This is a genomic window from uncultured Psychroserpens sp. (genome assembly GCF_947500255.1).
GTDB lineage: Bacteria > Bacteroidota > Bacteroidia > Flavobacteriales > Flavobacteriaceae > Psychroserpens.
On record NZ_CANMRL010000001.1, the window covers coordinates 603,132 to 627,938 of the forward strand.

Genomic DNA, 24,807 nt, shown 5'->3' on the forward strand with positions numbered 1-24,807 from the left:
ATATCATTTTGAAAAAACTATTATTTCTTATCACTATTCTTACAGCTTTTGCTTGCAAAACAGAGTCTTCTAATATTCCCGAAAATTTCGATTATGGTAAAGTTGAAAACGGTGTATATACCAATAATTATTTTAAAATGCGTATGCCTTTTGATGCAACTTGGGATGTACAATCAGTAGAGGAACGCGAAGAGATTTCTGAGCTTGGAAGAGACCTTATTGCAGATGAAGACCTAAAGCGCGCTATAGATGCTTCAACTATAAATAATGCTACTTTATTTACGGCCTATAAATATGAGTTAGGATCAACATTAGGCTACAATCCATCTATTAGCCTTATTGCAGAAAACATCAATCAATTTCCACAGGTAAAACGTGGGAAAGATTACTTAGTAGAAGCCCAAAAATTAATGGAACAGATGCAGCTAGATTATACATTTAACTATGTAGACGACCCTAAAGTTATGGATAACTACTCGTTTGATATTCTAGAAGTTGATGTTGACTATTTAGGGTCACAATTTCACCAACAATATATGTCAACCATTACAAAGGGCTTTAGCTTATTGATCGTTATTTCGTATGATACTGATGCACAGCGAGAAGAACTTGAAACTTTAGTAAACAACATTGTGTTTTCTGAAGGACGATCTAAGAAGAAAAGTTAGACCTTATAATATCCTAGTGGTTTCATACGTTATCATTAAACATCAACCCACTAGTCATGAAAAAACTACGTCCTTTTTTTGTCCTAGCCCTTAGTCTCTTTTTTGTAATAACCTTATCATTCTACTCTTGTATCATTACCGATCCAAAGCCTGAAGAATGTGATATTGAAATTGAAAAAATCATCAGTATTAAAGAAGGAACATCCTCTGACATTATTTTTAGCGATGACCATGGTGACCACTATTATATTAATCGCGGATTAGAACGCGGCCTAAATTTAGATTCTCTTAACGCAAAAGTTTTAAATAAAACCGTTACTTTGCACTTACCAAAATTATTTTTTGGCACTTCAGAGCATATTGCACAATTAGCAGTAGGTGATGAGATTATTTTTTCAGAGTTTTAAAATAGTATGGGAGAACAGAAACGTAAAGAAACATCTAAAGGCGATTTTATCTTCGGAAAGAAGAATTACAAATTCATGATTATAGGCTTAGTCTGTATAGCACTTGGTTTTATTTTAATGTCTGGAGGTGGTAGTGACGACCCAAATGTATTCAACCCAGAAATCTTTAACTGGAGACGTATTCGTTTAGCACCAACTTTGGTTCTCATAGGTTTTGGTATTCAAGTCTATGCGATTTTATTAAATCCGAATAAAGGATCTTAATCTTAAAGTAATTCTTTTTTACAAATTCATATACTTTTTATCAATAGGTACATCAATTTTGATATTTTTGCCTCATGGATATCATCGATTCTATTGTATTAGGAATTATTCAAGGACTTACCGAGTTTTTACCAGTGTCATCAAGTGGTCATCTCGAATTAGGCAAGGCTATTCTTGGCGATAAGTCGGTACCAAAAGAAAGTCTGCTATTTACAGTCGTTTTACATTTTGCTACTGCACTTAGCACGATAGTTGTTTTTAGAAAAGACATCCTAGATCTTATCAAAGGCATCTTAAAGTTTGAATGGAATGACGATTTAAAATTTGTGTCTAAAATTGCCATATCTATGATTCCCGCAGTAATTGTCGGTCTCTTTTTTGAAGAACAATTAGAACAATTATTTGGCGGAAACATCTTACTCGTAGGTTGTATGCTTATTGTCACTGCTGCATTGCTATTTTTAGCAGATCGCGCTAAGGATACCAATAAAAAAGTAAGTTTCCCTAATGCGTTCATTATTGGTATTTCACAAGCTATTGCTTTACTTCCAGGTATTTCACGATCTGGAGCGACAATTTCTACCTCTGTATTGTTAGGAAATGATAAAACCAGAGCTGCTCGTTTTTCGTTTTTAATGGTCGTCCCTTTGATCTTTGGAAAAATTGCCAAAGATATTTTAAGTGGAGATATTACTTATGAAAGCGCTAACTTCACAAGTTTAGGAATTGGCTTTATCGCAGCATTTATCGCTGGGCTATTTGCCTGTACATGGATGATTGCTTTGGTTAAAAAAAGTAAACTCTCTTACTTTGCGATATACTGTGCTATTGTTGGTATCACAGCAATTATTTTCACCCTATTAAACCGTTAACAATGACAGCTGAAGATTTCCAATCAGGACAGGTTTTACTTATTGACAAACCCCTTAATTGGACTTCCTTTCAAGCCGTTAATAAGTTGCGATGGGAAATTAGACAAGCTTTCAATATTAAAAAAATTAAGGTCGGTCATGCAGGAACATTAGATCCTCTAGCTACAGGGTTATTGATTATCTGTACCGGAAAAATGACCAAACAGATTAATACCTTTCAAGGGCAAGACAAAGAATACACTGGTACATTTGTTCTAGGAAGTACAACGCCTTCTTACGATCTTGAAACTGAAATCGACCAAACGTTTCCTTTCGAACACATTTCCGAAGCCTTGATTAAAGACACAACCAAGCAATTTATTGGAGCAATCGAACAGTTTCCTCCTGTGTTTTCAGCGTTAAAAAAGGATGGAAAACGTTTGTATGAGTATGCGCGTGCTGGTGAAGCTGTAGACATAAAATCACGAACTGTTCATATTTCTGAATTTGAAATTACGCATATCGATGGTCAACATGTAAACTTTAGAGTTGTTTGTAGTAAAGGAACTTATATTCGTTCATTAGCTCATGATTTTGGTAAAGCCCTAAATTCTGGTGCACATCTCTCGGTATTACGTCGAACTAAAATAGGAGATTTTGATGTTGAAAACGCCGTTTCGCCAGAAGATTTTATTGCTACACTTTCTTCGGAATAATTCTTGATGCTTGTATTGCTTCTAACAAAAATTAATCATGAAGCAACTCTCTACTTTACTATTATTATTGTCCGTTTTAATGATTCAAGCGCAAGATGATGAAAAAACGCGCGGAGTTTTTTACAAAGCATCATTATCTGCAACCTTAACTACAAATGATAATTATACTATTGCTAATGATGATGGTGAATCATTTATTAACCTCAACGGTATTTTCATAAACAATACGATTGGTTACCAATTTGACACACGCTCCAGTTTAGGGCTCAATATTGAATACGACCACTATATAGACCAAAATTTAAACTTTTTGCCTGTCTATCTCGATTTTACGTATAACATCTTCGATTTTGATGATCAGGTCTTTGTTCGTGGTGGTTATGGGAAATTGGTCGACCTAGGAAAAGCCTTTGAAAATGGGAATACGTATAAAGTTGGCATTGGATATCGTGCCTATGACGATAATTTCAAAAATTCATTCTTAATCGGTTTCGATTTTAGCAGAAAACGCTTTGGTTTTAGGCAAACTGAAAAGCTTTCTAGCTTTGCCATTTTCTTTGAATTTATGCTCTTTTAATCCAATTTATGTATATTGAACGTATATAACAGACCAACTATAATTAAAATTTGCCTACTTGAATTTTGTTGAAAAACATAAAGCACTCCTTATCACGTCCTTAATTACAGGGACGTTAGTTCTTGCTATGTTTAGTTTTCATATCAAGAAAAAAGCAGAATTTATAGCTGAAAGTTATTACGAACTCGAACCTCAAACTATTGAAGAGCTTGAGAAATTAGAGCGTTTAAAAGCTCTTGAAGAGCAAGAAAATGTGAATCCGAAAACAAACCAAGCCTTTAATGAAGATGAAGAGTTCAAAGAAATGATGCGTAACTTCAAGTCTATGAATTCTCAACCTGAAGACACCTCAGAAGACCCTGAAGAGCCTCAAGAAGAGTCATCTTCCACATCTGAAGAGGTAATGACCTCTAACTCATCATATAGAAGTTCAAAAAATTATGCTTTAAAAGAAAACGAGCGTAAAACCTTCAATAAAGCAAATGACGTTTTAGCCATGCATTCACCAAAAGAAGATGCTAAAAACAATAAAGGGAATGCCAATAGTAGTGTATCTTTTTCTTTAACCAATCGATCAAAAGTTAAGTTACCACCTCCTGTGTATTTGTGTGAAGTTAGTGGAAAAATTGTGGTGAATATTACAGTTAATGAACTTGGACAAGTCACAGATACTTATATCAACTCATCGTCATCAAGCAAGAATCAATGTTTAATTGATACCGCTTTAGAATATGCAAAAAACGCTCTATTCTCTTCGGCAGATAGAAAAAGTCAAATTGGGTCTATTACGTATTATTTTCAAGGAAAGTAATTACAATTCTAAAAGGCCTACCATATCTTCAATAATATTTTGACCTTTATTTTTATTGTACCAAACCTGCAGGTCTTCTTTAAACTCTGAAGTTAATGTACCATGTTCTGCTTTGTAATCGTTAACCATTTGTGTTGCTTCACTTGGTCTAGGTCCAAATGTATTTACAACGTCTCCAGTTGTATTATCAATCATAATTAACTTGGCAATTGCGCGTCCACCATTAGTTAAAAACTGATCCATAAGCTCACCATTTTCATCTCTAAATACCAATTTCAAATCGATGTGCTCCGACAACTCTGCCAATTTATTAAGTACTGGTATCACATGAGCCGCATCACCACACCAACTTTCGGTAATGACCAACCATGTCACATTTCCGTTAAAATTAGCAAAACGCTCTTTAATGTCTTCAGAAACTTTAACGGTTTTATCCCAACGTTTCATTCGACGGTCGTTAAGCATTGTGTAGTTAACTAAAGCTTCTGTTTTCTCATTTCCGCTGGTAGATTCATCTTCTACTAATTGATGCACTAGTGTGCGGTAATCCTGATATGAAATTGCTTTTTTTAAGCTGTCTTTTATAATGTCTTGTACTGTTATCTGTTCCAATGTTATCATAATATTTAGATGTGCAATTTAAGTGAAACTAATGCAATGAAAGCTGATTTTAATCATGAAATCAATAAACCTTTTACATCGTCCTAAAATAAGACGGATTATTAAGCAAAAACTTACTATTTTTAAAATTCAATAGAACTATTATGGCAAAACATAGATGTGGTTGGTGTGAAGGACACACACTTTATGAGGCGTATCACGATGAGGAATGGGGTGTTCCTGTTTATGATGACGATACTTTATTTGAATTTCTAATTTTAGAGACGTTTCAAGCGGGTTTAAGTTGGATTACCGTTTTAAGAAAGCGTGAAAACTTTAGAAAGGCATTTGATCATTTTGATTATAAAAAGATCGCGAAATACAATCAGAAAAAAATAGATAAGCTACTTCAAAATGAAGGCATTATTAGAAATAAGCTTAAAGTAAATGCAACCATAACCAATGCACAGGCTTTTATGAAAATTCAAGATGAATTTGGTTCATTTTCAAAATACATTTGGGGTTTTGTTGATGGTAAGCCTATTAAGAACAGTTTTAAAGATTATAGAAAAGCTCCAGCAAACACTCCGCTTAGTGATACGATTAGTAAAGACCTAAAAAAACGAGGTTTTAAATTTGTAGGCTCAACCGTTATTTATGCTCATATGCAAGCTACAGGTATGGTAAATGACCATGAAATTAATTGCTTTAGATATAATGAGGTTTAGAATTTTATACTGTATAATAGTCTTTTTTTCCTTTTCAAATTTGAACGCCCAAACCAAAAATGAAAAGGAGTCTAGAATGCAACTATCTGATCTTCCGTTACGAATACAATTTGTTTTTGAGTCAATTCCAGATCAAGCAAAGCGTATTCGGTACTATAGAGAAACAGATGGTGACAAGTTGAGTTATGAGAGCAAATTTAAATATAACAAACACTGGTTTAGCCTTGAGTTAAATAGCTCGGGGACGATAGAAGATATTGAGGTCGTTATTAAAAAACGTCAACTCCCACCAAATGTACTCAACACTATTAACTCTTATTTATCTGAAAATTCAGATAAGTTTGAACTGATTAAGATTCAAGAACAATATCTTTTTAATTCGGAAAAGAGTAAAGTTGAGTTTATAAATTCCATTTTAGATAATAGAGTCTCTATAAATTCAAACTATGAAATTATCGTTGCTATAAAATCTGAAAGATCTTGGGAACTTAAGGAAATGACCTTTGATACTAAAGGTGTGTTTTTAAATGCTCGCAACTTACAACAAGATAGTTATGAATATATTATGTACTAGAATTTTAGTTTTAGTAGCTTTCTTGTTATCAGGACAATCTTTATCTGCACAAGCCGAGACTCAAGTTTTTAACGAAAATGCATTTGCTCTGCGTCACAACTTTAACAAATCGTACAGCGTAAATTTTGAATTTAGTAATAGAGCATTTATATATACAGATGAGCACATTGTATATCGCATGCGACAAATTCAAATTGCGCATTTTTCAGCCTTAAAACTTGATCTGAAACAAAGTATTGCTTTAGGTTTAATGTATAGAAACAGAGGAGTTTTTGAAGATTCAAGTAATGAGATTCGACTCACCCAACAATACAATAGAAAGTCTATTTTTAAAACGTTACGATTAGGACATCGTTTTAGAAGTGAGCAACGTTTTTATGATGACTTCACAGCGTTCAGGTTTCGATATCGTTTGGCATTCGATGTCCCTTTACAAGGCTTAAAATTAGATGTTGGCGAAACGTATTTAGTGTTTACAAATGAAGCATTACTAACTAGTACAAAAATAGATAAGCCAGAATTAGAATATCGTGTATCGCCTTCAATTGGCATGTTAATATCAAAAAACTTAAACTTTGAATTTGGTGTAGAGCTACGATTGGATAAAATAAACATTAGAACAGCTGAATCTGTATTTTTAAATACATCATTAGAACTTAACCTCTAATTTAAGTACTTTAAAAACTCTTCCCTTGAAATATCTTCTGCACCTAAGCTTTCAAGATGATTTGTATAGACTTGGCAGTCTATAAGTTTATAGTTTGAATTTTGAATAAATGTGATAAAACCTACTTTACTCGCATTACTCACTTTACTAAACATACTTTCACCACAAAAAATACCATTATCAATATCAACACCGTACAAACCACCAACAAGCTCATTATTTAACCAAACCTCGACAGATTTTGCAAAACCTAAAGTGTAGAGTTTAATATAAGCTTCCTTCATGCTTTGAGTAATCCATGTGCCTCGTTGTCCTGGGCGTTTCATTTTGCTACACTCTTCAATAACCGTTTCAAAGCTTTTATTTACTGTGACTTTAAAATTACTATTTCTAAGAACTTGCTTCATGCTTTTAGAAACTCTCAAACGCTCTGGAATTAGTACAAATCGAGGATCTGGAGACCACCAAATAATAGGCTCCTCATTATCGAACCATGGAAAAATACCGCTTTTGTAAGCCAATATCAATCGCTCAGGAGATAAATCGCCACCAACAGCTAAAATACCCTCTTTTGTGGCATTGGATATATCTGGGAATTTTATGTCTTGATTAAGGAAATGCATTGGATCACTATAACGTTATAGTTGACTATTAGTATGTTAAATCTAGTTTTAAACTTTGAAAAGTATCGATTTTTCGCCATATTTGATATGACCTTTGTGAATTAAATTTTGTTCATCATTGCTTTTTTTTGAGTTTGTTTATAAAGGTCAAACCTAAAACCACAATACTAAGTCCCGGAATTTTTCGGGACTTTTTCTTATAAAAAAGCCTCAATTAGTATTGAGGCTTTTAAGATTTTTATTGCAATAACTCCAATTAGAATGGTAGATCATCATGATCTTCCTCATTTAAGTTAGTTGCAGGTTCAAAAGCTTCAGTAGGTGCTACTGGTGGCATATTATCTGCTTCGGCTTGTAAGGCTTCAATTCTCCATCCTTGTACAGAGTTAAAGTATTTTGTTTCTCCTTGTGGATTTACCCACTCTCTTCCTCTTAAATTGATGTTTACTTTAACAGATTGTCCAACTTGATAATTGTTTAATAAGTCTGTTTTATCTTGAACAAATTCAACCAAAATATGTTGTGGATATTGTTCTTCTGTCGTTACTACCAATTCTCTCTTTCTAAACCCATTACTTCCAAACGTTTGAGTTTCTCCAATCATTTTGATTTTTCCTTGTACTTCCATTTTTTGTATTTACTTATGTTTAATTTAGATTGTTTTTACTACTTAAGACAGTAACAATTTCCATGCACTATCTACATCGCCATAACTTAAATAGTTTCTGGCAATTTTATGTTTTTCGTGGTGAGACATATTCTTAATATTAGGATATCGCTCACTTACATTATTTACAAATTCATCAATTTCGGTTTGTTCAGGCAGGGTTTCAACATTACCTAACATACCTAAGTCATTACCCGTTAAAACCATACTGTTTTTAACTTCATTTGGCATAGCATCTACGCCTATTCCTAAAGTAGAAATTGGCTTAGGAATTTCAAAAAAACCTTTTTTTGCTCGGTTGTAATAACTGCCTCCAGCTCTAGCTACCAAGTCTAATTTTTCTTGTACAATAACGTCCTTATCATCTAGAACATCATCAGAAATATGAAGTTTTACCACTTCGCAAATCACTAGATTCCCTGCGCCTCCTTCGGTCCCTAAATGTACAATTTCATTGACTTTACATTCAAATTGAACTGGAGATTCTGCAACTCTAAACGGCTTTACAATATCTGACTCCAACATGGTTAATCCAGCTTTTTCAAACTCATTAACACCTTTAGCATACTCTGTGCTACTCAATGACATTTGCTGAACAATATCATAATTAACTACGTTAATAACCACCTCTTTAGTTGCTTCAACATTTTCTAAGGTGTGTTTAATGGTATTATTTCGTACTCGGCGAGCAGGAGAAAATATCATAATTGGCGGATTAGCACTAAACACATTAAAAAAACTAAAAGGTGATAAATTTGGCTTTCCATCGGCATCAACTGTACTTGCAAAAGCTATAGGTCTAGGCGCTACAGCACTTAATAAGTAGCCATGTAAACGTCCTGTAGAAATGTCTTTTGGATTAAAAGATGCCATTTTGTTGTTGTTTTCCCCTTAAACGCAACCGTTTCAAGATATTGAAATGCAAATGTAACCATATTGCTAGTGTTATAAAAATGAATTCACCCTATCTGAACACAATATTATTAACATAAATCCTTTATATTTAAAATTCAAAAATATAGTTAATGGCACTTACCATAAACCGCAATATGACACGATGGATTATCATCGTAACTTCATTTATAATTATCTCTCTTATTCTGTGGAATACTTATGTGTTTTTTCAAAATTTCAAAGCAGAAGAACGTAGCAAAATGGAAATCTGGTCGTCGGCTCAAAGAGATCTACTTAAAGCAGTTGAAGATGCCGAACTTAGTAATAGTGATGATGTTTTTGCTGATCTAGACCTCGCTTTTGAAATACTTGACAACAATAATACAACACCAATGATTCTTATTGATGCAGATTCGGTTGTTGTGAATTTTAGAAATATTATCAATAAAACAGAAGTTGATTCTATTCATAACATTGAAGAAACTAAATATGTCAATGAAAACCTTAAAATGCTCATTTCAAAATATGGTAAAGAAAATACACCTATAGAAATTGGAACCAATAATCAAACGCTTTACTATGGAAATTCACCACTATTAAACAAGCTTAAATTTTATCCATTAGCCTTATTACTCATCATATTTTTATTTGCAGCTGTGGCTTATTTCTTCTACAAAAGTTCAAAAACAGCTGATCAAAATAAATTATGGACAGGTATGGCGAAGGAAACAGCACATCAAATCGGAACACCATTGTCATCTTTGGTTGGCTGGACTGAAATTTTAAGAAGCGAAAATGTGAATCCAGATTATTTATCTGAAATTGAAAAAGACATTACAAGATTGCAAACTATTACAGACCGTTTTAGTAAAATAGGTTCTATACCTACGTTAGAAAAAACCGATGTTGTTAAAGAGACTTTAGACTCTTATGAATACCTAAAAGCACGATCATCAAAATTGATCGATTTTGAAATTACAGCACCAGAACAGCAATTGTATGTAGACCTCAACAAGCAATTGTACAGTTGGACTATTGAAAATTTAGTAAAAAATGCCATTGATGCTATGAAAGGAAAAGGAGCATTAAAACTGGCCATAACAAATGATGATAAATACGTAAAAATAACGGTTCAGGATACTGGTAAAGGAATCTCTAAACAAAATTTCAATTCTGTTTTCCAACCTGGTTTTACTACCAAAAAGCGTGGTTGGGGATTAGGACTCTCATTGGCAAAACGCATTATCGATGATTATCATAATGGAAAAATTAAAGTCCTTAATTCTGAAATTGGCAAAGGTACGACTATGCAAATTTCATTGAAATTGTTATCTTAGTTACACGTCATGAAAGAACAACAATACTTTACACTTAAAGAAGTACAGCTCAACAACAATTGTCCTGAGTGTTATTCTAATGAAGGTTTGCAATTAACATTTAAGCAACGCTTTGTTGAGAATGCGTTTTACAAAGCCATTACTGGTGACACTACTCATGAAATGCGTTGCAATACCTGTAATACAGATATTTTTCCTGTGCGTTGGACCAACGATATTGAGCAAGTAGTGGCGTATCAAGAACGTGCTGTAAACCCAAAGCCAAGGTCTACAAAGTTGAAAAAACTTGCATGGATTTTCATAATAGCTGATGCGCTATTGTTAATTGTGGTCGTTCTTTTTGCGACAGGAATATTATCTTTCTAATTATAAAAACGATGCAATTTTATTAGCTGTAGCTTCAAATTCATCTTTTGTTAAAGGTGTTTTTCTAATAAATCGCGCATCTTCCATAGAATTTAAAGGAATTAAATGCACATGAGTATGCGGTACTTCAAGTCCGATAACGGTCATTCCAACACGTTTACAAGACACTGCTTTTTCTAGAGCTATAGCAACTTGACGAGAGAATTCCATAAGCCCATGATACGACGTTTCATCTAAATCGAAAATTTTATCTACCTCCTGTTTTGGGATACAAAGCGTATGTCCTTTGGCATTAGGGTTAATATCTAAAAAAGCAAGAAATTCTTCGGTTTCTGCAACTTTGTAACAAGGGATTTCGCCATTAATTATTTTTGTAAAGATAGAAGCCATGGCTATAATGTATTAGAGTGTATGTAAATATAAAAAGATTCCTCTTTTGAAGGAATCTTTTATCTATATATTAACAAGATGAATAACCTATCTTGAAATTTCCAAAATATCAAATTTCATAATACCATTAGGCACTTGCACTTCTGCTACTTCACCAACAGACTTACCTAATAATCCTTTTCCAATAGGAGAATTCACAGAAATCTTACCAGAGGCTAAATCGGCTTCACCATCAGCTACTAAGGTATAAGTCATCTCCATGCCATTGGTTTGGTTTTTAATTCTCACTTTAGATAATACTAAAGCTTTCGACGTATCCATTTGAGATTCGTCTATAACACGTGCACCAGCAAGTGTTTCTTCTAACTTAGAAATTTTCATTTCCAACATACCTTGTGCTTCTTTTGCTGCATCATACTCGGCATTTTCACTTAAATCACCTTTATCTCTTGCTTCTGCAATAGCTTGAGATGCTCTTGGACGCTCTATATCTTTTAAATGTTGCAGCTCGTCTCTCAACTTTTTTAAACCTTCAGCTGTATAATAAGATACTTTACTCATAATTCAATCGTTTAATAATAAAAGATGCTGAAATCTAAGATATAAAATAAACTCATCTTATTCAGCATAAAAAAAATCTCGCTATCACGAGATTTGTTATACAAAGATACAAAATATTTAATTCAACCTTTAAAATATTGTAAATTGCAACAAAAACTTAACAAGTCTATGAAAAAAGGCCTTTTTATGTTATCTCTCTTGTTTTTAATGAATTGTGGGAGTGACGACAGAATAAACAATTGTAACTTTTTACTCAACGTTGGTGTAAATGCTTCACTCAATTTAAATTTACCTGAATTTAGTCAACTCATGTTCATTAGTAATTCGGTCTATGTGGCGAATCAAGGTAATGGTGGTATTTATGTGACAAACGTTGGTAATGGCAACTATCGTGCTTGGGACGCTTTTGATCCAAATCATGCACCTTCTAGCTGTTCTTTTTTACAAATTGATGGCGTTAACGTGACTTGTGGATGTGCTGACGAAAATGAATACAGTTTATTTACTGGTCAATCAATTGGAGATCCTTTGCCTTGCGGATTAAAAGAATATCGTGTGACATTGTCTGGTAATAATTTGGTGATTAGTAATTAATCTCATCAAAAATTAAGTCATATAAAAAACTCCCATATCTTACGATTGGGAGTTTTCTATTTTAGTTTCCTGTTTTTTCAGGAATTGTATTAAAACTTTAACGTCACTCCTAACAAAAAGTTAGTTGTAGCCTGTGGATAAAATCCAGCAAAATAACCTGTTGTAGTTCCTGTTGGACTTGAAGCATCATCAAAATCAAATGATCCAAAATAGCCATTAGACACATACTTTTCGTTAAATATATTATTAACCAATCCAGAAAACACAACTGACTTGAAAATTGACTTTGGTTTCCATTCGTAAGTCACATTAAGATCATTAACGAAATAACTATCTAATTTAGAATCAGTATTTTCGGTATTCTCCATAAACTGTTCACCAACATATTTACTTAATAATGATATTTGAAAGCCTTCTTTTGGTTGAAATACAAAAGCATTAGCAGCAACCAATTCCGGAGAAAACGAAATATCTGTTTTACCAAGATCTAATAAAACACCATTTACAGATTCAAACGTTTCCCTATTTTTATTAGAGCTAATCGTAAAGTTTGGTTGTACCGAAAATTGATTAGTAATTGCAATGGCTGCATCTACTTCTAAACCTAGTCGGTAACTATCACCATTATTTGCTCTAATTGGATCTCCAGTCGTATCAATTTGACCTGTTAAGACTAGTTGCTCATTATATAACATGTAGTAGGCATTTACATTCAATCTAAACTTCTGCTCGTTATGTCTCCAACCTAATTCGAAATCGTTAAGTTGCTCTGGCTTTACAGTTGCATTATTCTCAAAATCACTTCGGTTTGGTTCTCGATTTGCTCTGGCATAAGAAAAATACAAACTATTATTTCCGTTAACTTTATACGTAATTCCTGCTTTAGGATTAAAGAAACTATAGCTCTCATCAACATTAAACGGAATTCTATCAGAAGTCAATCCCGAAGTCTCATAACCAACCAAGCGCAATTGTAAATCACCATATAAACTCACTTTATCATTAAGACGGTACGTAGCTTTAGTAAATAAACTCCAATCCGTTTTTTGACCGTTTCCTTCATAATAGCGATCTCTTATTTCACTATCACTTGCAAATTCTGCCCAGATGATTTCACCAAAATGATCGCCATCATAAAAACTATATGAACTTCCGAAGATCAAATTCACTTCATTGTTTTTGTAATTAGCACTAGCATTTAATACATAGAAATCATTATCCAACCAACGGCGTCTAATCAAATCTGTTGTATTAACGGTTTCATTTCCTATCTCTAATGGTGTTAAATCATAATCTGAAAAATCTTCATCTTCTCTATACTGTTCAAAATAACCTCGTCCATAGGTATAATTCAATCCAACGTTTGTAGACCATCTGTTGTTATAACGCTGATTCCAATGCAATTGATAATGATCCTGATTGTAGTTGTCAACTTCATTATCATAGAAGCGCGTATTACCATCGGCATCTGTATATATGCCTGAAGGGTTAAAGGTTCTATTATTTGTCAAAGTTTCTACGTCAATACCATTCCACGCCTGATAAGTTACTTCCTTACCGCCAAACATAATAGCTTTAATCAATGTATTATCATCAACATAAGAGCCTTGTAAAAAGTACGATTTCAAATCGGTCTCTGCTCTATCGATATAACCATCAGACGAAATATTTGATAAACGACCAGCAATTTCAATATGATCATTAAGTAAGCCTGTACTAAATTTTACAGTATGCTTTCTAGTATTAAAACTTCCAAAGGAATTAGAAATTTCTCCATTAGATTCTGTAGATACAGCATCGGTTAATACATTGATACTAGCACCAAACGCTCCAGATCCATTGGTCGATGTTCCAACACCACGTTGCAACTGTAAGCTTTCTACAGACGATGCGAAGTCTCCTAAGTTGACCCAAAACGTTCCTAAAGATTCAGCATCATTGTATGGGATTCCATTAATAGTGACATTGGTTGATTGTGCATTAATACCACGTACTCTAATTCCTGTATAACCTACTCCTGCACCAGCATCTGTTGTGGTGACTACTGAAGGAAGATAGTTTAAAAGTACTGGAATATCTTGTCCTAAATTGCGTTTTGCTAATTCCTTTTTGGTCACATTGCTATGTGTAATTGGCGATGTAGCTTCTACTCTTACGGCTTTAACGAGAACTTCGTCAAGCTTTTCAGTTTTGGTAGAATCTTGTTGTTTTTCTTGTGCATAAGTACTGACTGATAGCACAAGAAGTGTTAAAAAAAGAAAAATGTTTTTAGTTCCGTGGACTTTATTCTGAAAGCCGAAACTGAATCTACAGTGAGACACATTTTGCCTCATTGATTTCATTTTAAGAATAGTAGATTTCATACGATTATAAATAATCGAATAAAAAGAGGTAATTATTCTTTAGTGTTAATAATTAATAAAAATTGTGAACATTAATATAAGTTTGATTAGAAAAACGCTAGAAGCATTTTTTTGCACTCACTAAAAATGTCCACTGGACATTTTCTTAACGTTCGCTTCCTAAACAGCATTACCTGTTCTAGGTTCAATGGGTATGATCTCAGCCGATAATAGGCACCCCTTTTTTGAGAACGCTGCAAAGATAAAGTAGATTTATCATTTGCACATCAATAATTTTTAATTTTTTTAATCAATCAATTTCAGGTGGTTTTCGATTGGCTTTTTTTTCTGAGTTTCTACGCTTATTAGTGAGTCGTTTTTTTACAACTGCCTTAGGTATTTTAGTAGGAATCCGTTCTTTTTCTTCAATCAAGTTAGCCTTTATTAATTCTAAAAAACGTTGGATGATAATGGCTTTATTCCGAAACTGACTTCTGCTTTCACCACATTGCATGATTAGTAGGGCCTCTTTTGTCAATCTTGTTTGGAGATTTGTTTTGAGCAGCTCTTTTTGCTCTGAAGTAAGGACTTGAGAATGTTCTAAATCAAAGGTCAGCTCTACTTTAGAAGCTGTTTTATTAACATGTTGTCCGCCAGACCCAGAACTTCTAATTGCTTTAAAGGTTAATTCATTTAATATGGTTTGCTCATCAAACATGTTATTTAATTTGATGCGGAGCCTTAAGCAGGTCGTTTACTGTTTTAACTGGATTGAAGGTAATTAATGGTACTTCGATAAAAATAGTATTCCAGTTGGCCATACTGCCATTCCATAATCCAGGAAGTTCTAATGCTTTTAGGTCTTTTCCTGTTTTGGTTTTCATGGAAATAAAAGCAGCTTTGGGGTCTACAAACTTTCGAAGGTCAAATTTTTCACCTCTATGATTTTTAACACTACAAACTAAATCTACAGGGTTAAAATGAGTAGCGCCTTTTAAAATATCCTTTTGGTGTTTACTCTTTTTATTGATCTGAGCCGACTCCACAATTTGAAGCGAGGTATTTCCACTTTCGTCTTTAATCCAATATGGACCACCTCCAGGTTCGCCTTCATTTTTAACCATGCCACAAACACGAATTGGACGATTTAATTTTTCAGCTAAATATTCGATTTGATACTTACGAGAATACTTTTCAAACTCCGAACTTATTCTGACATTCAATTTGTTAGCCAAAAACTCGGCAATCTCAATAAGCAATTCTTCTGAAAGGTTGTCATCGTCAAGAATATTTAAGTATTTAAACGCTTGTTCTTGAATTTCAATAAGCATTCCAGCAAGTACTTTTTTGTACTTAGCTACTTCAGTTTTGTATTTATAGGTGACCACATTATCAATATTTTTTATAAAAACAATATCGGCATCAAGGTCATTTAAATTCTCAATTAGCGCTCCATGTCCTGAAGGTCTAAACAGTAAAGATCCGTTCTCATTTCTGAAGGGTTTATTTTTTGGCGTAACAGCAATAGTATCTGTAGATTCCTTTTGATATGAAAATGAAATATCGAATTTGGAACCTGTTTTATCTTCTACTTTCTTTTCAATTCTGGCGAATTCCTCATCAAATTTATGATTGTGCTTTTCTGAAATAGTAAAATGCAATCTTGTTGGTTCATCACTTGATGAATACAATGCAGATTCGTACAAATGCTCTTCAAAAGCAGTTGATATAACTTGATTTTTATATTCATGAAAAGGTAATAACCCCTTTGGAAAATTTCCATAGTCTAATTTGTCACTATCTAGCATCATTTGAACAAATTTAAACCCTTGTTCGTCTATAGATAACTCATCAAAATTAGGATAAGCATCTTTCAATCTAGCTCTAACAATATTATAAAAAGGAAACTTTTCTAAGCCAACAAAAAAGATAGATAAGTCTTTATTTTTATTGGTATTTATATACGAATTAATACTTTTCTTTTTAAGATTGTATTTTTCTAAAAACGGATATAAGAATTTAAACATTCTAGTAGCTGCGCCAGATGCTGGAACAAATTTTAAAATAGAAATAGCATCTTTTTTTGCTTCAAAGCGAGAGATTAAACGTGTGTTTTCTTCGTTAGATAATCTTAAAATCCCATTATCTATTGTTGCTTCAGAAACTAAGTTGGAAAAAGGTATTCCGTTTTCAAAAAGTCTAATTTGCTGTTCAACTTTTTGCACAGTTAACCCTTTAGTTTCTATTTGTAGTATATCTTTTTCAGAAAAATTCAATCGGCTTTTTTTAAAAGTTCATCAATGTGTATTTTACAAAAATTCAATCGTTCTTCAAACCTTCCTTTTACCACAATGTAAGGTTTTTTAGAAGCTATTAATGCTTGTTCAAAGCGATTAAATTGTTGCAATCTATTGTGTGGTTGATCGCGAATTCCATCAGCTTCCCACACCGTGTCAATATAAGTCAAAAAATACAAATCATAAGTGTTTTTTAATGCATATTTTTTGACTAATTCTGGGCAAAATCCTTGGTAATAAAATTGAGAATACACTTGAGTTTCTAACAAATCTGTATCGCAAATTAAAAGTCGGTTTGCCTTCTTTAATTGCTCATTTTCTAATTGCATCTGTCCTATAGCAATGGGCAGAACGTCATCTTTTGTTAATCTATGATTATCTAATGCTTTAGCTTCGGCATAGGTACGTGAGAATTCTTCGACATAAACTGTATTGTAGTAATTGGCCAACTCTTTTACCAAAGACGATTTTCCTGTAGACTCTGGTCCATATAAAACAACTTTTATACAGTTTGAGTTAATGTTACCGATTTGTTTAAGCTTTTCTTCCATGCTAAGTAGCCTTGTATTGCTAACACTGTAAATATTAAATATTGTAAAGATAGCATTCCCCAACCTCTATAAGCATAAAGAGGAACTGTTATGATATCAGCAAAAATCCAAAGCGTCCAGTTTTCCAGTTTCTTATTGGCCATAAACCACATAGCTGTGAAAAATACGCCTGATGTAAAAATATCTATATAATTAGATGAGTTAATTTCAGTACCATATCCTTTATACACCAAATAGGTTACAATCATGGTCAAAACAAACATTGCGAAACCAATAAGTTTTTCTTTTGTATTGGTTCTTGATATTGGAACAACGTATTTATCATCTTTTTTTCTAGACCAATTCCACCATCCATAAATACTCATTACAGAATAGTAAAAATTCATCATCATATCTCCCATTAATTCATCATGTAAAAAAATATATACAGTGACAATAGTTGCAACCAAGCCCGTAGGATACACTAAAATGTTTTCTTTTTTAGCATAAATCACACTAGCAATACCAAATACAAAAGCAATGGCTTCAAGGACGACAAGATGTATTGACCTGTTTTGATAGGTCTCAAAAAAAAACTCAAAAATGTGGTTCATAGTCGTGTCGATCAGATTTTACGATTTTCATATGTAAGAGTCCATTTTCTATAAGCTCGAAAGCTTCTTTTATTTCTGAAGTAAGCAAGGCCATCACCTCATCATAATTTCCATAAACTTGAGTACTCAAAGGATTTTCAAGCACCTTTAAATTTGAAGCACGTAATTTTTTTATAAAATGAATGATGGCAGGTTCATAGTCATCATGTAATGGCGTTAAGGTTAATTCTACTGAAATATTCACGTATGTATTATTTTTTTAATTCATCAAAAAAGGAGACATCATCTTCAAAAGCAGTTCCTATAACTACGATATCTGCTCCATTAGTATAAGCGGTTTCTAATTGTTGTTGGCTTCTTATACCACCACCAACAATAAGTGGAATCTTTAATTCTTGTTTCACAAAACTAATAATTTCGGCTGGCACTGGATGCAGAGCACCGCTACCGGCTTCAAGATATATGAGTTTCATCCCAAGAAGTTCGCCTGCTTTAGCTGTATCAACTATGTCTTGAACATTCTGTCTTGATATAGGCTTCGTTTTTGTGACCTTCTCAACTGCTGTTTGTTTTCCATTTTCAATCAGTACATAGCCCGTAGGAATCACTTCTAAGTTAGAGCCTTTCAACTTTGAAACAGCCTGAATATGTTTCCCTATAAGATACTCTGGATTATTCCCAGAAATCAATGATAAAAATAAAACAGCATCGGCACGATTTGTCAATTGCGCCACATCACCAGGAAATAAAACGATAGGTAAATTCGTATACCTCTTAATTTCTGTCACTAAAATTTCAGTAGCATGATCATCAACTATACTACCACCAACAAAGATTAAATTGGCCTTACTCTTATTGAGTTTTTCCATGAAATCAGATAAGCCTTCAGGTTTCATTTTGTCTGGATCTATAAGTACCGCTAATCCTTTTTTGTCTTCGGAAATAGAATTCAATATGTTACTATAAACTGTCTTCATTTAAGTGGTCACAAAAGCACAAGTAAATCCTTCAAACTCTAAAAACGCTGTGTTATATCTATATTTCTTGTTCATATAATCTATCCAGGCTACCGTTTTTCCATCTTGTAACATAAATGGAATTACTAAAAAATGCTCTCTAAACAACATGCCTGGTGTCGCAAATAATTTGTAAAGTGATTCTTTAATTCCCCAAATTACTGTGAGTTTTTTTATGTAGGTGTCGTCATCTTTAGAAAGATATTTAAATTCATAATCCACAAACTTCTTGGCAATGATTGCAATTTTTTCTCTTTGTTTTTCGATATCAATTCCTACTTCATTATCACTAATAATCACTCCTGAAAATATAAATGAATGGGTAATGGATATGTGTTTCCCATCTTTTAAATGCGGTTTTCCGTAGTCATCATAATACAAATCTTGATCTGTATAACCAAAATCTCTAAGTAAATGTCGAACACTTAGAAATCCGCGTTGGTGCAGTTCACTTTTCATTCCTAAAACACGCTCTAAGCTATTTGACTTTAAATCTAAAGGTTTAAATAAGTCCTCATAAGACTCTGTAATCTTCCAGATTTTAACAGTAGTTTGTGAGTTTGGTTGGATAGTTTTATAAAGTGGCATTTAATTATCTGAAACTTAATGGTTATCTTTGCAGCGCCTTTGGCGAAATTGATATTTTGGTCAAGCGAATTTAACCAATTTCAAACTCTAAAAGGCAAAGCATAATTAAAAAATAAGAAAGCATAAAAATAAACAAATGGATAAAACAACGACTTACGTACCTTACAAAGTAAAAGATATGTCTCTTGCTGCATGGGGAAGAAAAGAAATTGAATTGGCTGAAGCTGAAATGCCAGGACTTATGAGTCTTCGTGAAGAATACAAAAATTCACAACCTTTAAAAGGTGCTCGTATTGCTGGATGTTTACATATGACCATTCAAACAGCCGTTTTAATTGAAACGCTACAAGCTTTAGGAGCAGAAGTGACTTGGAGTTCTTGTAATATTTTCTCAACACAAGATCAAGCTGCTGCTGCAATTGCAGATGCTGGAACTCCAGTCTACGCATGGAAAGATATGACAGAAGAAGAATTTGATTGGTGTATCGAGCAAACCTTATTCTTTGGTGAAGATCGTCAACCATTAAATATGATTTTAGATGATGGTGGAGATTTAACGAACATGGTATTAGATAAATATCCAGAATTAGCTGCAGGTATCAATGGTTTATCTGAAGAAACAACAACAGGAGTTCACCGTTTATACGAACGTGTAAAAAACGGAACTTTACCAATGCCAGCGATTAACGTTAACGATTCGGTTACAAAATCGAAATTTGACAACAAGTATGGTTGTAAAGAAAGTGCTGTAGATGCGATTCGTCGTGCAACAGATGTAATGCTTGCTGGAAAGCGTGTTACTGTTTGTGGCTATGGTGATGTTGGTAAAGGGACAGCTGCTTCTTTTAAAGGTGCAGGAAGTATCGTAACGGTTACTGAAATTGACCCTATATGTGCATTACAAGCTGCAATGGACGGTTTTGAAGTTAAAAAATTAGAAACTGTTGTTGGAAACTCTGATATTGTAATTACAACAACAGGAAATAAAGATATCGTTCAAGCACGTCACTTTGAAGCTTTAAAAGACAAGGCAATCGTTTGTAATATTGGTCACTTTGATAATGAGATTGATATGGCATGGTTAAATGACAATCATGGTCATACAAAGAACACAATTAAGCCACAAGTAGATAAGTACACTATAAATGGTAAGGATGTTATTATTTTGGCTGAAGGTCGATTAGTAAACTTAGGATGTGCTACAGGTCACCCAAGTTTTGTAATGAGTAATTCATTCACCAACCAAACGTTGGCACAAATTGAACTTTGGAATAATGCTGATGCCTACGGAAATGAGGTTTATATGTTACCAAAGCATTTAGATGAAAAAGTAGCGAAATTACACTTAGAGAAAATTGGTGTTGAGTTGACTGAACTTCGTCCAGATCAAGCAGAATATATTGGTGTAACGCCTCAAGGTCCATTTAAGCCTGAGCATTACAGATATTAATAATAGTTCTATATTAAATATTAAAACCCTTGCAGTGATGTGAGGGTTTTTTTAATACCCACTCACCAACAAACGCTTTGCGCCTTTCAATCCGCATTTTTGATACTGATGATATGCTTTTGCTGCACGTTCACTAATTTGAGCATCAGTTTCATTGAGAATCCAACCATCAATTGCCCATTTTAAGGTATAGGCTTCAGGAGCCATTAAACCGGTTGTCCACACCAATGGATTAGCTTTGGTTTGCTTGAGATAAGGTTTAAAATAATCTTTACTAATACAGGCTAAAATAATGGCATCGCGCTTCTTGTCATTAATAGGTTTAAAATTGCCTTGCACATTAAACTCCATCAATCCGTCATGACCTATATACGATACTAACTGTGCATCACCACCAAATTGGAGTCTTTGTTCCTTCTGCTTAATAGTAATAGGGTTTCTTCCAGCCGAAGCTTCCAGAAAATCGATAGTGGTTTTCTTAATATACTTTCCATCATAAGCGTCTGCCAACAAATAAGTGTTAGTCGTTTTATGCTTAAACAATACACGCTCTAAAACATGATTACCTATATCTTTTTTTGAAGAGACAAGCGTCCAATCCTTACTATTTTTAAAATGTGTTTTCACACCATACAATGCAGACCAATATAAATTCCCTTTAATGTCTTGGCCATTACCCAATTTGGCAGGAACGGGTACAATCCCTTGGTTAACATTATCACATAAAGCAACAAACACATGAATGGTTTTGGATTTGGATTGGGAACTAACTGTTAATGACAGTAAACAAGTTATAAGAACTAATAGTTGTTTCATATATGCTTAACGTATAAGTGACATATATCGTATAAAACAAAAAAACCTCTCTATCTCTAGAAAGGTTTTGTCTATAAAAGGTATTATTTTATTTCTTTGGATGTACTAATTTCATTTCATCAATCAAACGTTTGGCTCCTGCATATTTATCGACAATAAACAAGACATAGCGTAAATCAACCATAATATTTCGGCAAATTTCTGGATCGTAATAAATATCACTCATGGTACCTTCCCAAACACGATCAAAGTTGAGTCCTACGAGGTTTCCTTCGGCATCAATTGCTGGGCTCCCAGAGTTTCCTCCTGTGGTATGGTTAGTTCCTAAGAAACAAATAGGAAGTTTTCCATTTTTATCAGCATATTGCCCATAATCTTTAGCGTCATATAAGTCTCTAAGCTTTTGTGGGACATCAAATTCATAATCGCCTGGCACATATTTTTCGATCACACCATCTAAATAGGTCACCGGATTGTAATACACTGCATCACGAGGTGCATAGCCGTTTACTTTTCCATAGGTCACACGAAGTGTGCTATTAGCATCTGGGAAGTAACGTTCATCTGGCATTACTTTCATTAAGGCTGTCATGTATGTTGTTTGAAGCGCATTGATTTGTGTATTTATACGTTGAAATTCTGGTTCTAGCGTTGTAAAAAACTCTTCAATCAATGGCTTAGCATATTGGTATGCCGCATCGCTATTTAGTTTTTCAAGCACCTCTGTTGAAGTTCCTTGTAATAAACCTAAGGTGCGATCCATATTAGTAAATGCTGTTTTATTATAAATTGAAGCATCCACATTCTTGGAGTATAGTGGCATCACCAACTCATAAACCCCTTTATCTACTTTAGCATTATAGTTTTTATGAATACGCTCTATACGACTTTTAAAGCTTGCAATAGCTTTCGAGTTTTCAGGGTTTTTCGCAAGAGCTTGTTCCATTTGGTAGGCTCTAAAGGTCATCTGCATAAGTTCGTTGGTGCGGAAAAATACTTCAAGAAAATTGTTGCGTTTTACATTTACCGACTCGAATTCTTTGTACAAACGATCGAACTCAGGTAATATAGTACCATATTTGGCTTCCATTCCCTTAGCTTTTAAAGCTTTTGTAAACTCACTTTCAAACTTGCGTTTTATTGCAACAGCACCGCTTTTTTCAATACCTAGATTTTCTCCAATCCACTTTTTCCAGGCATTAGCAATTCGTGCTTGTTTTGATGCATACTGAATTCTAATTTGGTCATCAGCTTTCATGTTGGCATCAATGACTTTTAAAGCCGCTTCTCTAATCGCGATATTGGATGGATTTACCTTTTGTGTAATTTGCTCTACAGCTACAGATGGAAGATACTCGTTAGTACGACCTGGAAATCCGAAAACCATGGTAAAGTCACCTTCTTCGATACCATCTAATGATACTGGTAAGAAATGTTTTGGCTTATAAGGTACATTATCTTTACTGTATTTTGCAGGCCGATTGTTTTTATCGGCATAGATTCTAAACATCGAAAAATCTCCTGTATGTCTTGGCCAAACCCAGTTGTCTGTATCACTACCAAACTTCCCAATACTGCTTGGAGGCGCACCTACTAAACGTATATCTTCAAAGCGTTCGGTCACAAATAAATAATACTGATTGCCTTTATAAAACGGTCTAATTTTAAGGCCTTGCCAATCTTCTTTTTGAGTGGCTTTTACGACTCCATTTCTATTAATATCAATTTTTGATTGTTTATCTCTCGGACTCATATCTTCAGTCACTCCAGCTAACATAGTCTCAGTAACATCTTCAATTCGTACAATGAATTCGACGTAAAGTCCGTCATTAGGAATTTCTTCCTCTAAAGACATTGCCCAAAAACCATCTTTTAAATAATCGTTCTCTAAAGATGAGTGCGATTGTATTTGACTAAAGCCGCAATGATGATTGGTTAATAATAATCCTTTAGGAGAAATTACTTCACTTGTACAACCGCCATTAAAATGGCCAATAGCATCTTTAAGACTCGAATTATTGACATCGTAAATATCTTGTGCTGTTAATTTACTACCTAAACTTTGCATTTCGTCTTCATTCATTCCTTCTAACAATGAAGGGATCCACATACCGCCTTGTTGGGCAGTCATTTGAAACGCAATAAAAAAGAAGATAATTTTTAGAAACCTCATGATAACTGATTTTAAATTTTGAATACACGTAAAGATAAAAAAGTTACTGAAAGTAAACTTAATTAGTTGGTACAATCAAACGCTCATTTAAAATCCAGCTTCCAATAAGTTTTTTGTTAGTAGATATTTCAGCAAACACATAGATATTAGAAGAAAAACAAGGAGATGTTTCGGCATCTTCTATCATCACTTTATCATCGACATAACTCGAATGCAGAAAGTAAAGTTCTTTGTCTTTTAATAATACATAACCCACATGATTATCAAGTCCAACAAAATAGATTCCGTCGCTATAGACTGCGTTAATTTTTTGTTTTAAGGTTTCAAAAGATACATTCGAATAGATCTTGAGTTCGGATTTGGGTTGCAATAGCTGTGCTTCAATAAGTCCAGCCTGTTGAGCCATTTTATATCGATTTAAATTAAACCCTAAATGTTTTAGAGTTGTCGACACAAAATAACCGCAAGCAATTTCACCTTCATTAGGTGTATTTGTATGACCATTGAAATCCCATTCGGTCCCATACCAATGTGGTACGATTTCATTTAAAAGCTTAATATATAAATAGGTCATGGCAGAATCTATTGCTTTTTCTCTATTGGTTTGGTATACATTCTTAAAATAAACTCTATCCGTTTTTAGTCCATTTACTATGCTACTGTAGTTCCCTTTTGGTTTGAAATTA

General features: G+C 33.7%; 31 protein-coding genes. 14 read left to right on the forward strand and 17 right to left on the reverse strand.

What is annotated here, in order from left to right; translation table 11 throughout:
• Positions 1 to 8 precede the first annotated feature (8 nt).
• The 7 genes from Q0783_RS02510 to Q0783_RS02540 all read left to right on the forward strand — a co-directional run bounded on the left by Q0783_RS02510 (position 9) and on the right by Q0783_RS02540 (position 4,294).
• A complete protein-coding gene (locus tag Q0783_RS02510; RefSeq protein ID WP_298893019.1) occupies positions 9 to 668 on the forward strand; it encodes a hypothetical protein in 660 nt (219 codons plus the stop codon).
• A gap of 56 nt (positions 669 to 724) precedes the next feature.
• Positions 725 to 1,075: a hypothetical protein gene (locus Q0783_RS02515; RefSeq protein WP_298893021.1), complete on the forward strand. Its 351-nt coding sequence runs from the start codon at positions 725 to 727 to the stop codon at positions 1,073 to 1,075.
• Positions 1,076 to 1,081: 6 nt separating this feature from the next.
• Positions 1,082 to 1,339, forward strand: a complete 258-nt coding sequence (locus tag Q0783_RS02520; RefSeq protein WP_298754306.1) for a DUF3098 domain-containing protein — start codon at positions 1,082 to 1,084, stop codon at positions 1,337 to 1,339.
• A 74-nt stretch (positions 1,340 to 1,413) separates the two neighbouring features.
• Positions 1,414 to 2,211, forward strand: coding sequence for an undecaprenyl-diphosphate phosphatase (locus tag Q0783_RS02525; protein WP_298893023.1), 798 nt, complete (start codon positions 1,414 to 1,416; stop codon positions 2,209 to 2,211).
• A 2-nt stretch (positions 2,212 to 2,213) separates the two neighbouring features.
• Positions 2,214 to 2,906, forward strand: a complete 693-nt coding sequence (gene truB / locus Q0783_RS02530) for a tRNA pseudouridine(55) synthase TruB (protein WP_298893025.1) — start codon at positions 2,214 to 2,216, stop codon at positions 2,904 to 2,906.
• A 37-nt stretch (positions 2,907 to 2,943) separates the two neighbouring features.
• Positions 2,944 to 3,483: a hypothetical protein gene (locus Q0783_RS02535; protein ID WP_298754300.1), complete on the forward strand. Its 540-nt coding sequence runs from the start codon at positions 2,944 to 2,946 to the stop codon at positions 3,481 to 3,483.
• 58 nt (positions 3,484 to 3,541) lie between these two features.
• Positions 3,542 to 4,294: a hypothetical protein gene (locus Q0783_RS02540; RefSeq protein ID WP_298893027.1), complete on the forward strand. Its 753-nt coding sequence runs from the start codon at positions 3,542 to 3,544 to the stop codon at positions 4,292 to 4,294.
• Here the strand turns inward: Q0783_RS02540 and Q0783_RS02545 are convergent, their stop codons facing one another.
• Positions 4,295 to 4,915 (reverse strand): thioredoxin family protein, encoded by a 621-nt coding sequence (locus Q0783_RS02545; RefSeq protein WP_298893030.1) that lies wholly within the window; start codon positions 4,913 to 4,915, stop codon positions 4,295 to 4,297.
• A gap of 143 nt (positions 4,916 to 5,058) precedes the next feature.
• Here Q0783_RS02545 and Q0783_RS02550 point away from each other — a divergent pair, with 143 nt between their 5' ends.
• The 3 genes from Q0783_RS02550 (at position 5,059) to Q0783_RS02560 (ending at position 6,863) form a co-directional block, all read left to right on the forward strand.
• Positions 5,059 to 5,622 carry a DNA-3-methyladenine glycosylase I gene (locus tag Q0783_RS02550; protein WP_298893032.1) on the forward strand — a complete coding sequence of 188 codons (564 nt, stop codon included), beginning with the start codon at positions 5,059 to 5,061 and terminating at the stop codon, positions 5,620 to 5,622.
• Positions 5,623 to 5,698: 76 nt separating this feature from the next.
• Positions 5,699 to 6,196 (forward strand): hypothetical protein, encoded by a 498-nt coding sequence (locus tag Q0783_RS02555; protein ID WP_298893034.1) that lies wholly within the window; start codon positions 5,699 to 5,701, stop codon positions 6,194 to 6,196.
• Positions 6,177 to 6,863 carry a DUF2490 domain-containing protein gene (locus Q0783_RS02560; RefSeq protein WP_298893036.1) on the forward strand — a complete coding sequence of 229 codons (687 nt, stop codon included), beginning with the start codon at positions 6,177 to 6,179 and terminating at the stop codon, positions 6,861 to 6,863. Before Q0783_RS02555 ends, Q0783_RS02560 begins: the two co-directional genes overlap by 20 nt.
• Here the strand turns inward: Q0783_RS02560 and aat are convergent.
• The 3 genes from aat to Q0783_RS02575 form a co-directional block, all read right to left on the reverse strand.
• Positions 6,860 to 7,486 (reverse strand): leucyl/phenylalanyl-tRNA--protein transferase, encoded by a 627-nt coding sequence (gene aat / locus Q0783_RS02565; RefSeq protein ID WP_298893039.1) that lies wholly within the window; start codon positions 7,484 to 7,486, stop codon positions 6,860 to 6,862. The two genes, Q0783_RS02560 and aat, sit on opposite strands and share 4 nt — an antisense overlap.
• Positions 7,487 to 7,742: 256 nt before the next feature.
• A complete protein-coding gene (locus Q0783_RS02570) occupies positions 7,743 to 8,114 on the reverse strand; it encodes a DUF3127 domain-containing protein (RefSeq protein WP_230934272.1) in 372 nt (123 codons plus the stop codon).
• Positions 8,115 to 8,156: 42 nt separating this feature from the next.
• The gene (locus tag Q0783_RS02575; RefSeq protein WP_298893041.1) at positions 8,157 to 9,026 is read right to left on the reverse strand and encodes a flavin reductase family protein; all 870 of its coding nucleotides are present in this window, start codon (positions 9,024 to 9,026) and stop codon (positions 8,157 to 8,159) included.
• Positions 9,027 to 9,178: 152 nt separating this feature from the next.
• Between Q0783_RS02575 and Q0783_RS02580 the strand changes: the two genes are divergently transcribed.
• Together Q0783_RS02580 and Q0783_RS02585 are read left to right on the forward strand one after the other, a co-directional pair.
• Positions 9,179 to 10,384 carry a HAMP domain-containing sensor histidine kinase gene (locus tag Q0783_RS02580; protein WP_298893043.1) on the forward strand — a complete coding sequence of 402 codons (1,206 nt, stop codon included), beginning with the start codon at positions 9,179 to 9,181 and terminating at the stop codon, positions 10,382 to 10,384.
• 9 nt (positions 10,385 to 10,393) lie between these two features.
• Entirely contained in the window at positions 10,394 to 10,750 is a 357-nt protein-coding gene (locus Q0783_RS02585) for a hypothetical protein (protein ID WP_298754286.1), read from the forward strand.
• On the opposite strand, the gene Q0783_RS02590 is transcribed toward Q0783_RS02585, so the two are convergent.
• On the reverse strand, positions 10,751 to 11,140 hold the full coding sequence (locus tag Q0783_RS02590; protein WP_298893045.1) for an HIT domain-containing protein: 390 nt from the start codon (positions 11,138 to 11,140) through the stop codon (positions 10,751 to 10,753).
• An 87-nt stretch (positions 11,141 to 11,227) separates the two neighbouring features.
• Entirely contained in the window at positions 11,228 to 11,701 is a 474-nt protein-coding gene (gene greA, locus Q0783_RS02595; protein WP_298893046.1) for a transcription elongation factor GreA, read from the reverse strand.
• Positions 11,702 to 11,869: 168 nt separating this feature from the next.
• Here greA and Q0783_RS02600 point away from each other — a divergent pair, with 168 nt between their 5' ends.
• Positions 11,870 to 12,295, forward strand: a complete 426-nt coding sequence (locus Q0783_RS02600; RefSeq protein ID WP_298754279.1) for a hypothetical protein — start codon at positions 11,870 to 11,872, stop codon at positions 12,293 to 12,295.
• Positions 12,296 to 12,384: 89 nt separating this feature from the next.
• On the opposite strand, the gene Q0783_RS02605 is transcribed toward Q0783_RS02600, so the two are convergent.
• The 8 genes from Q0783_RS02605 to Q0783_RS02640 form a co-directional block, all read right to left on the reverse strand.
• Complete coding sequence (locus tag Q0783_RS02605; protein WP_298894160.1) at positions 12,385 to 14,628, reverse strand: TonB-dependent receptor; 2,244 nt, start codon at positions 14,626 to 14,628, stop codon at positions 12,385 to 12,387.
• Positions 14,629 to 14,947: 319 nt separating this feature from the next.
• Positions 14,948 to 15,355, reverse strand: coding sequence for an alternative ribosome rescue aminoacyl-tRNA hydrolase ArfB (arfB, locus tag Q0783_RS02610; RefSeq protein ID WP_298893048.1), 408 nt, complete (start codon positions 15,353 to 15,355; stop codon positions 14,948 to 14,950).
• A 1-nt stretch (position 15,356) separates the two neighbouring features.
• On the reverse strand, positions 15,357 to 16,913 hold the full coding sequence (locus Q0783_RS02615; RefSeq protein WP_298893050.1) for a DUF4301 family protein: 1,557 nt from the start codon (positions 16,911 to 16,913) through the stop codon (positions 15,357 to 15,359).
• Positions 16,910 to 17,485, reverse strand: a complete 576-nt coding sequence (locus tag Q0783_RS02620; RefSeq protein WP_298754272.1) for an ATP-binding protein — start codon at positions 17,483 to 17,485, stop codon at positions 16,910 to 16,912. Before Q0783_RS02620 ends, Q0783_RS02615 begins: the two co-directional genes overlap by 4 nt.
• Complete coding sequence (pnuC, locus tag Q0783_RS02625; protein ID WP_298754270.1) at positions 17,437 to 18,078, reverse strand: nicotinamide riboside transporter PnuC; 642 nt, start codon at positions 18,076 to 18,078, stop codon at positions 17,437 to 17,439. The genes Q0783_RS02620 and pnuC overlap by 49 nt, the downstream gene beginning before the upstream one ends.
• Positions 18,062 to 18,322 carry a hypothetical protein gene (locus tag Q0783_RS02630; RefSeq protein WP_298893054.1) on the reverse strand — a complete coding sequence of 87 codons (261 nt, stop codon included), beginning with the start codon at positions 18,320 to 18,322 and terminating at the stop codon, positions 18,062 to 18,064. Before Q0783_RS02630 ends, pnuC begins: the two co-directional genes overlap by 17 nt.
• A gap of 7 nt (positions 18,323 to 18,329) precedes the next feature.
• Positions 18,330 to 19,055, reverse strand: coding sequence for a geranylgeranylglyceryl/heptaprenylglyceryl phosphate synthase (locus Q0783_RS02635; RefSeq protein WP_298893055.1), 726 nt, complete (start codon positions 19,053 to 19,055; stop codon positions 18,330 to 18,332).
• On the reverse strand, positions 19,056 to 19,682 hold the full coding sequence (locus Q0783_RS02640; RefSeq protein WP_298754263.1) for a 4'-phosphopantetheinyl transferase superfamily protein: 627 nt from the start codon (positions 19,680 to 19,682) through the stop codon (positions 19,056 to 19,058). It abuts the gene before it with no gap.
• A gap of 136 nt (positions 19,683 to 19,818) precedes the next feature.
• On the opposite strand from Q0783_RS02640, the gene ahcY reads away from it, so the two are divergent.
• Positions 19,819 to 21,132: an adenosylhomocysteinase gene (gene ahcY / locus Q0783_RS02645; protein ID WP_298754261.1), complete on the forward strand. Its 1,314-nt coding sequence runs from the start codon at positions 19,819 to 19,821 to the stop codon at positions 21,130 to 21,132.
• Between the two features lie 51 nt (positions 21,133 to 21,183).
• Here the strand turns inward: ahcY and Q0783_RS02650 are convergent, their stop codons facing one another.
• From Q0783_RS02650 to Q0783_RS02660, 3 genes are all read right to left on the reverse strand, one after another.
• Complete coding sequence (locus tag Q0783_RS02650; RefSeq protein WP_298893057.1) at positions 21,184 to 21,948, reverse strand: hypothetical protein; 765 nt, start codon at positions 21,946 to 21,948, stop codon at positions 21,184 to 21,186.
• Positions 21,949 to 22,036: 88 nt separating this feature from the next.
• Complete coding sequence (locus tag Q0783_RS02655) at positions 22,037 to 24,121, reverse strand: S46 family peptidase (RefSeq protein WP_298893061.1); 2,085 nt, start codon at positions 24,119 to 24,121, stop codon at positions 22,037 to 22,039.
• A 58-nt stretch (positions 24,122 to 24,179) separates the two neighbouring features.
• Positions 24,180 to 24,695 (reverse strand): hypothetical protein, encoded by a 516-nt coding sequence (locus Q0783_RS02660; protein ID WP_298893063.1) that lies wholly within the window; start codon positions 24,693 to 24,695, stop codon positions 24,180 to 24,182.
• Positions 24,696 to 24,807 lie beyond the last annotated feature (112 nt).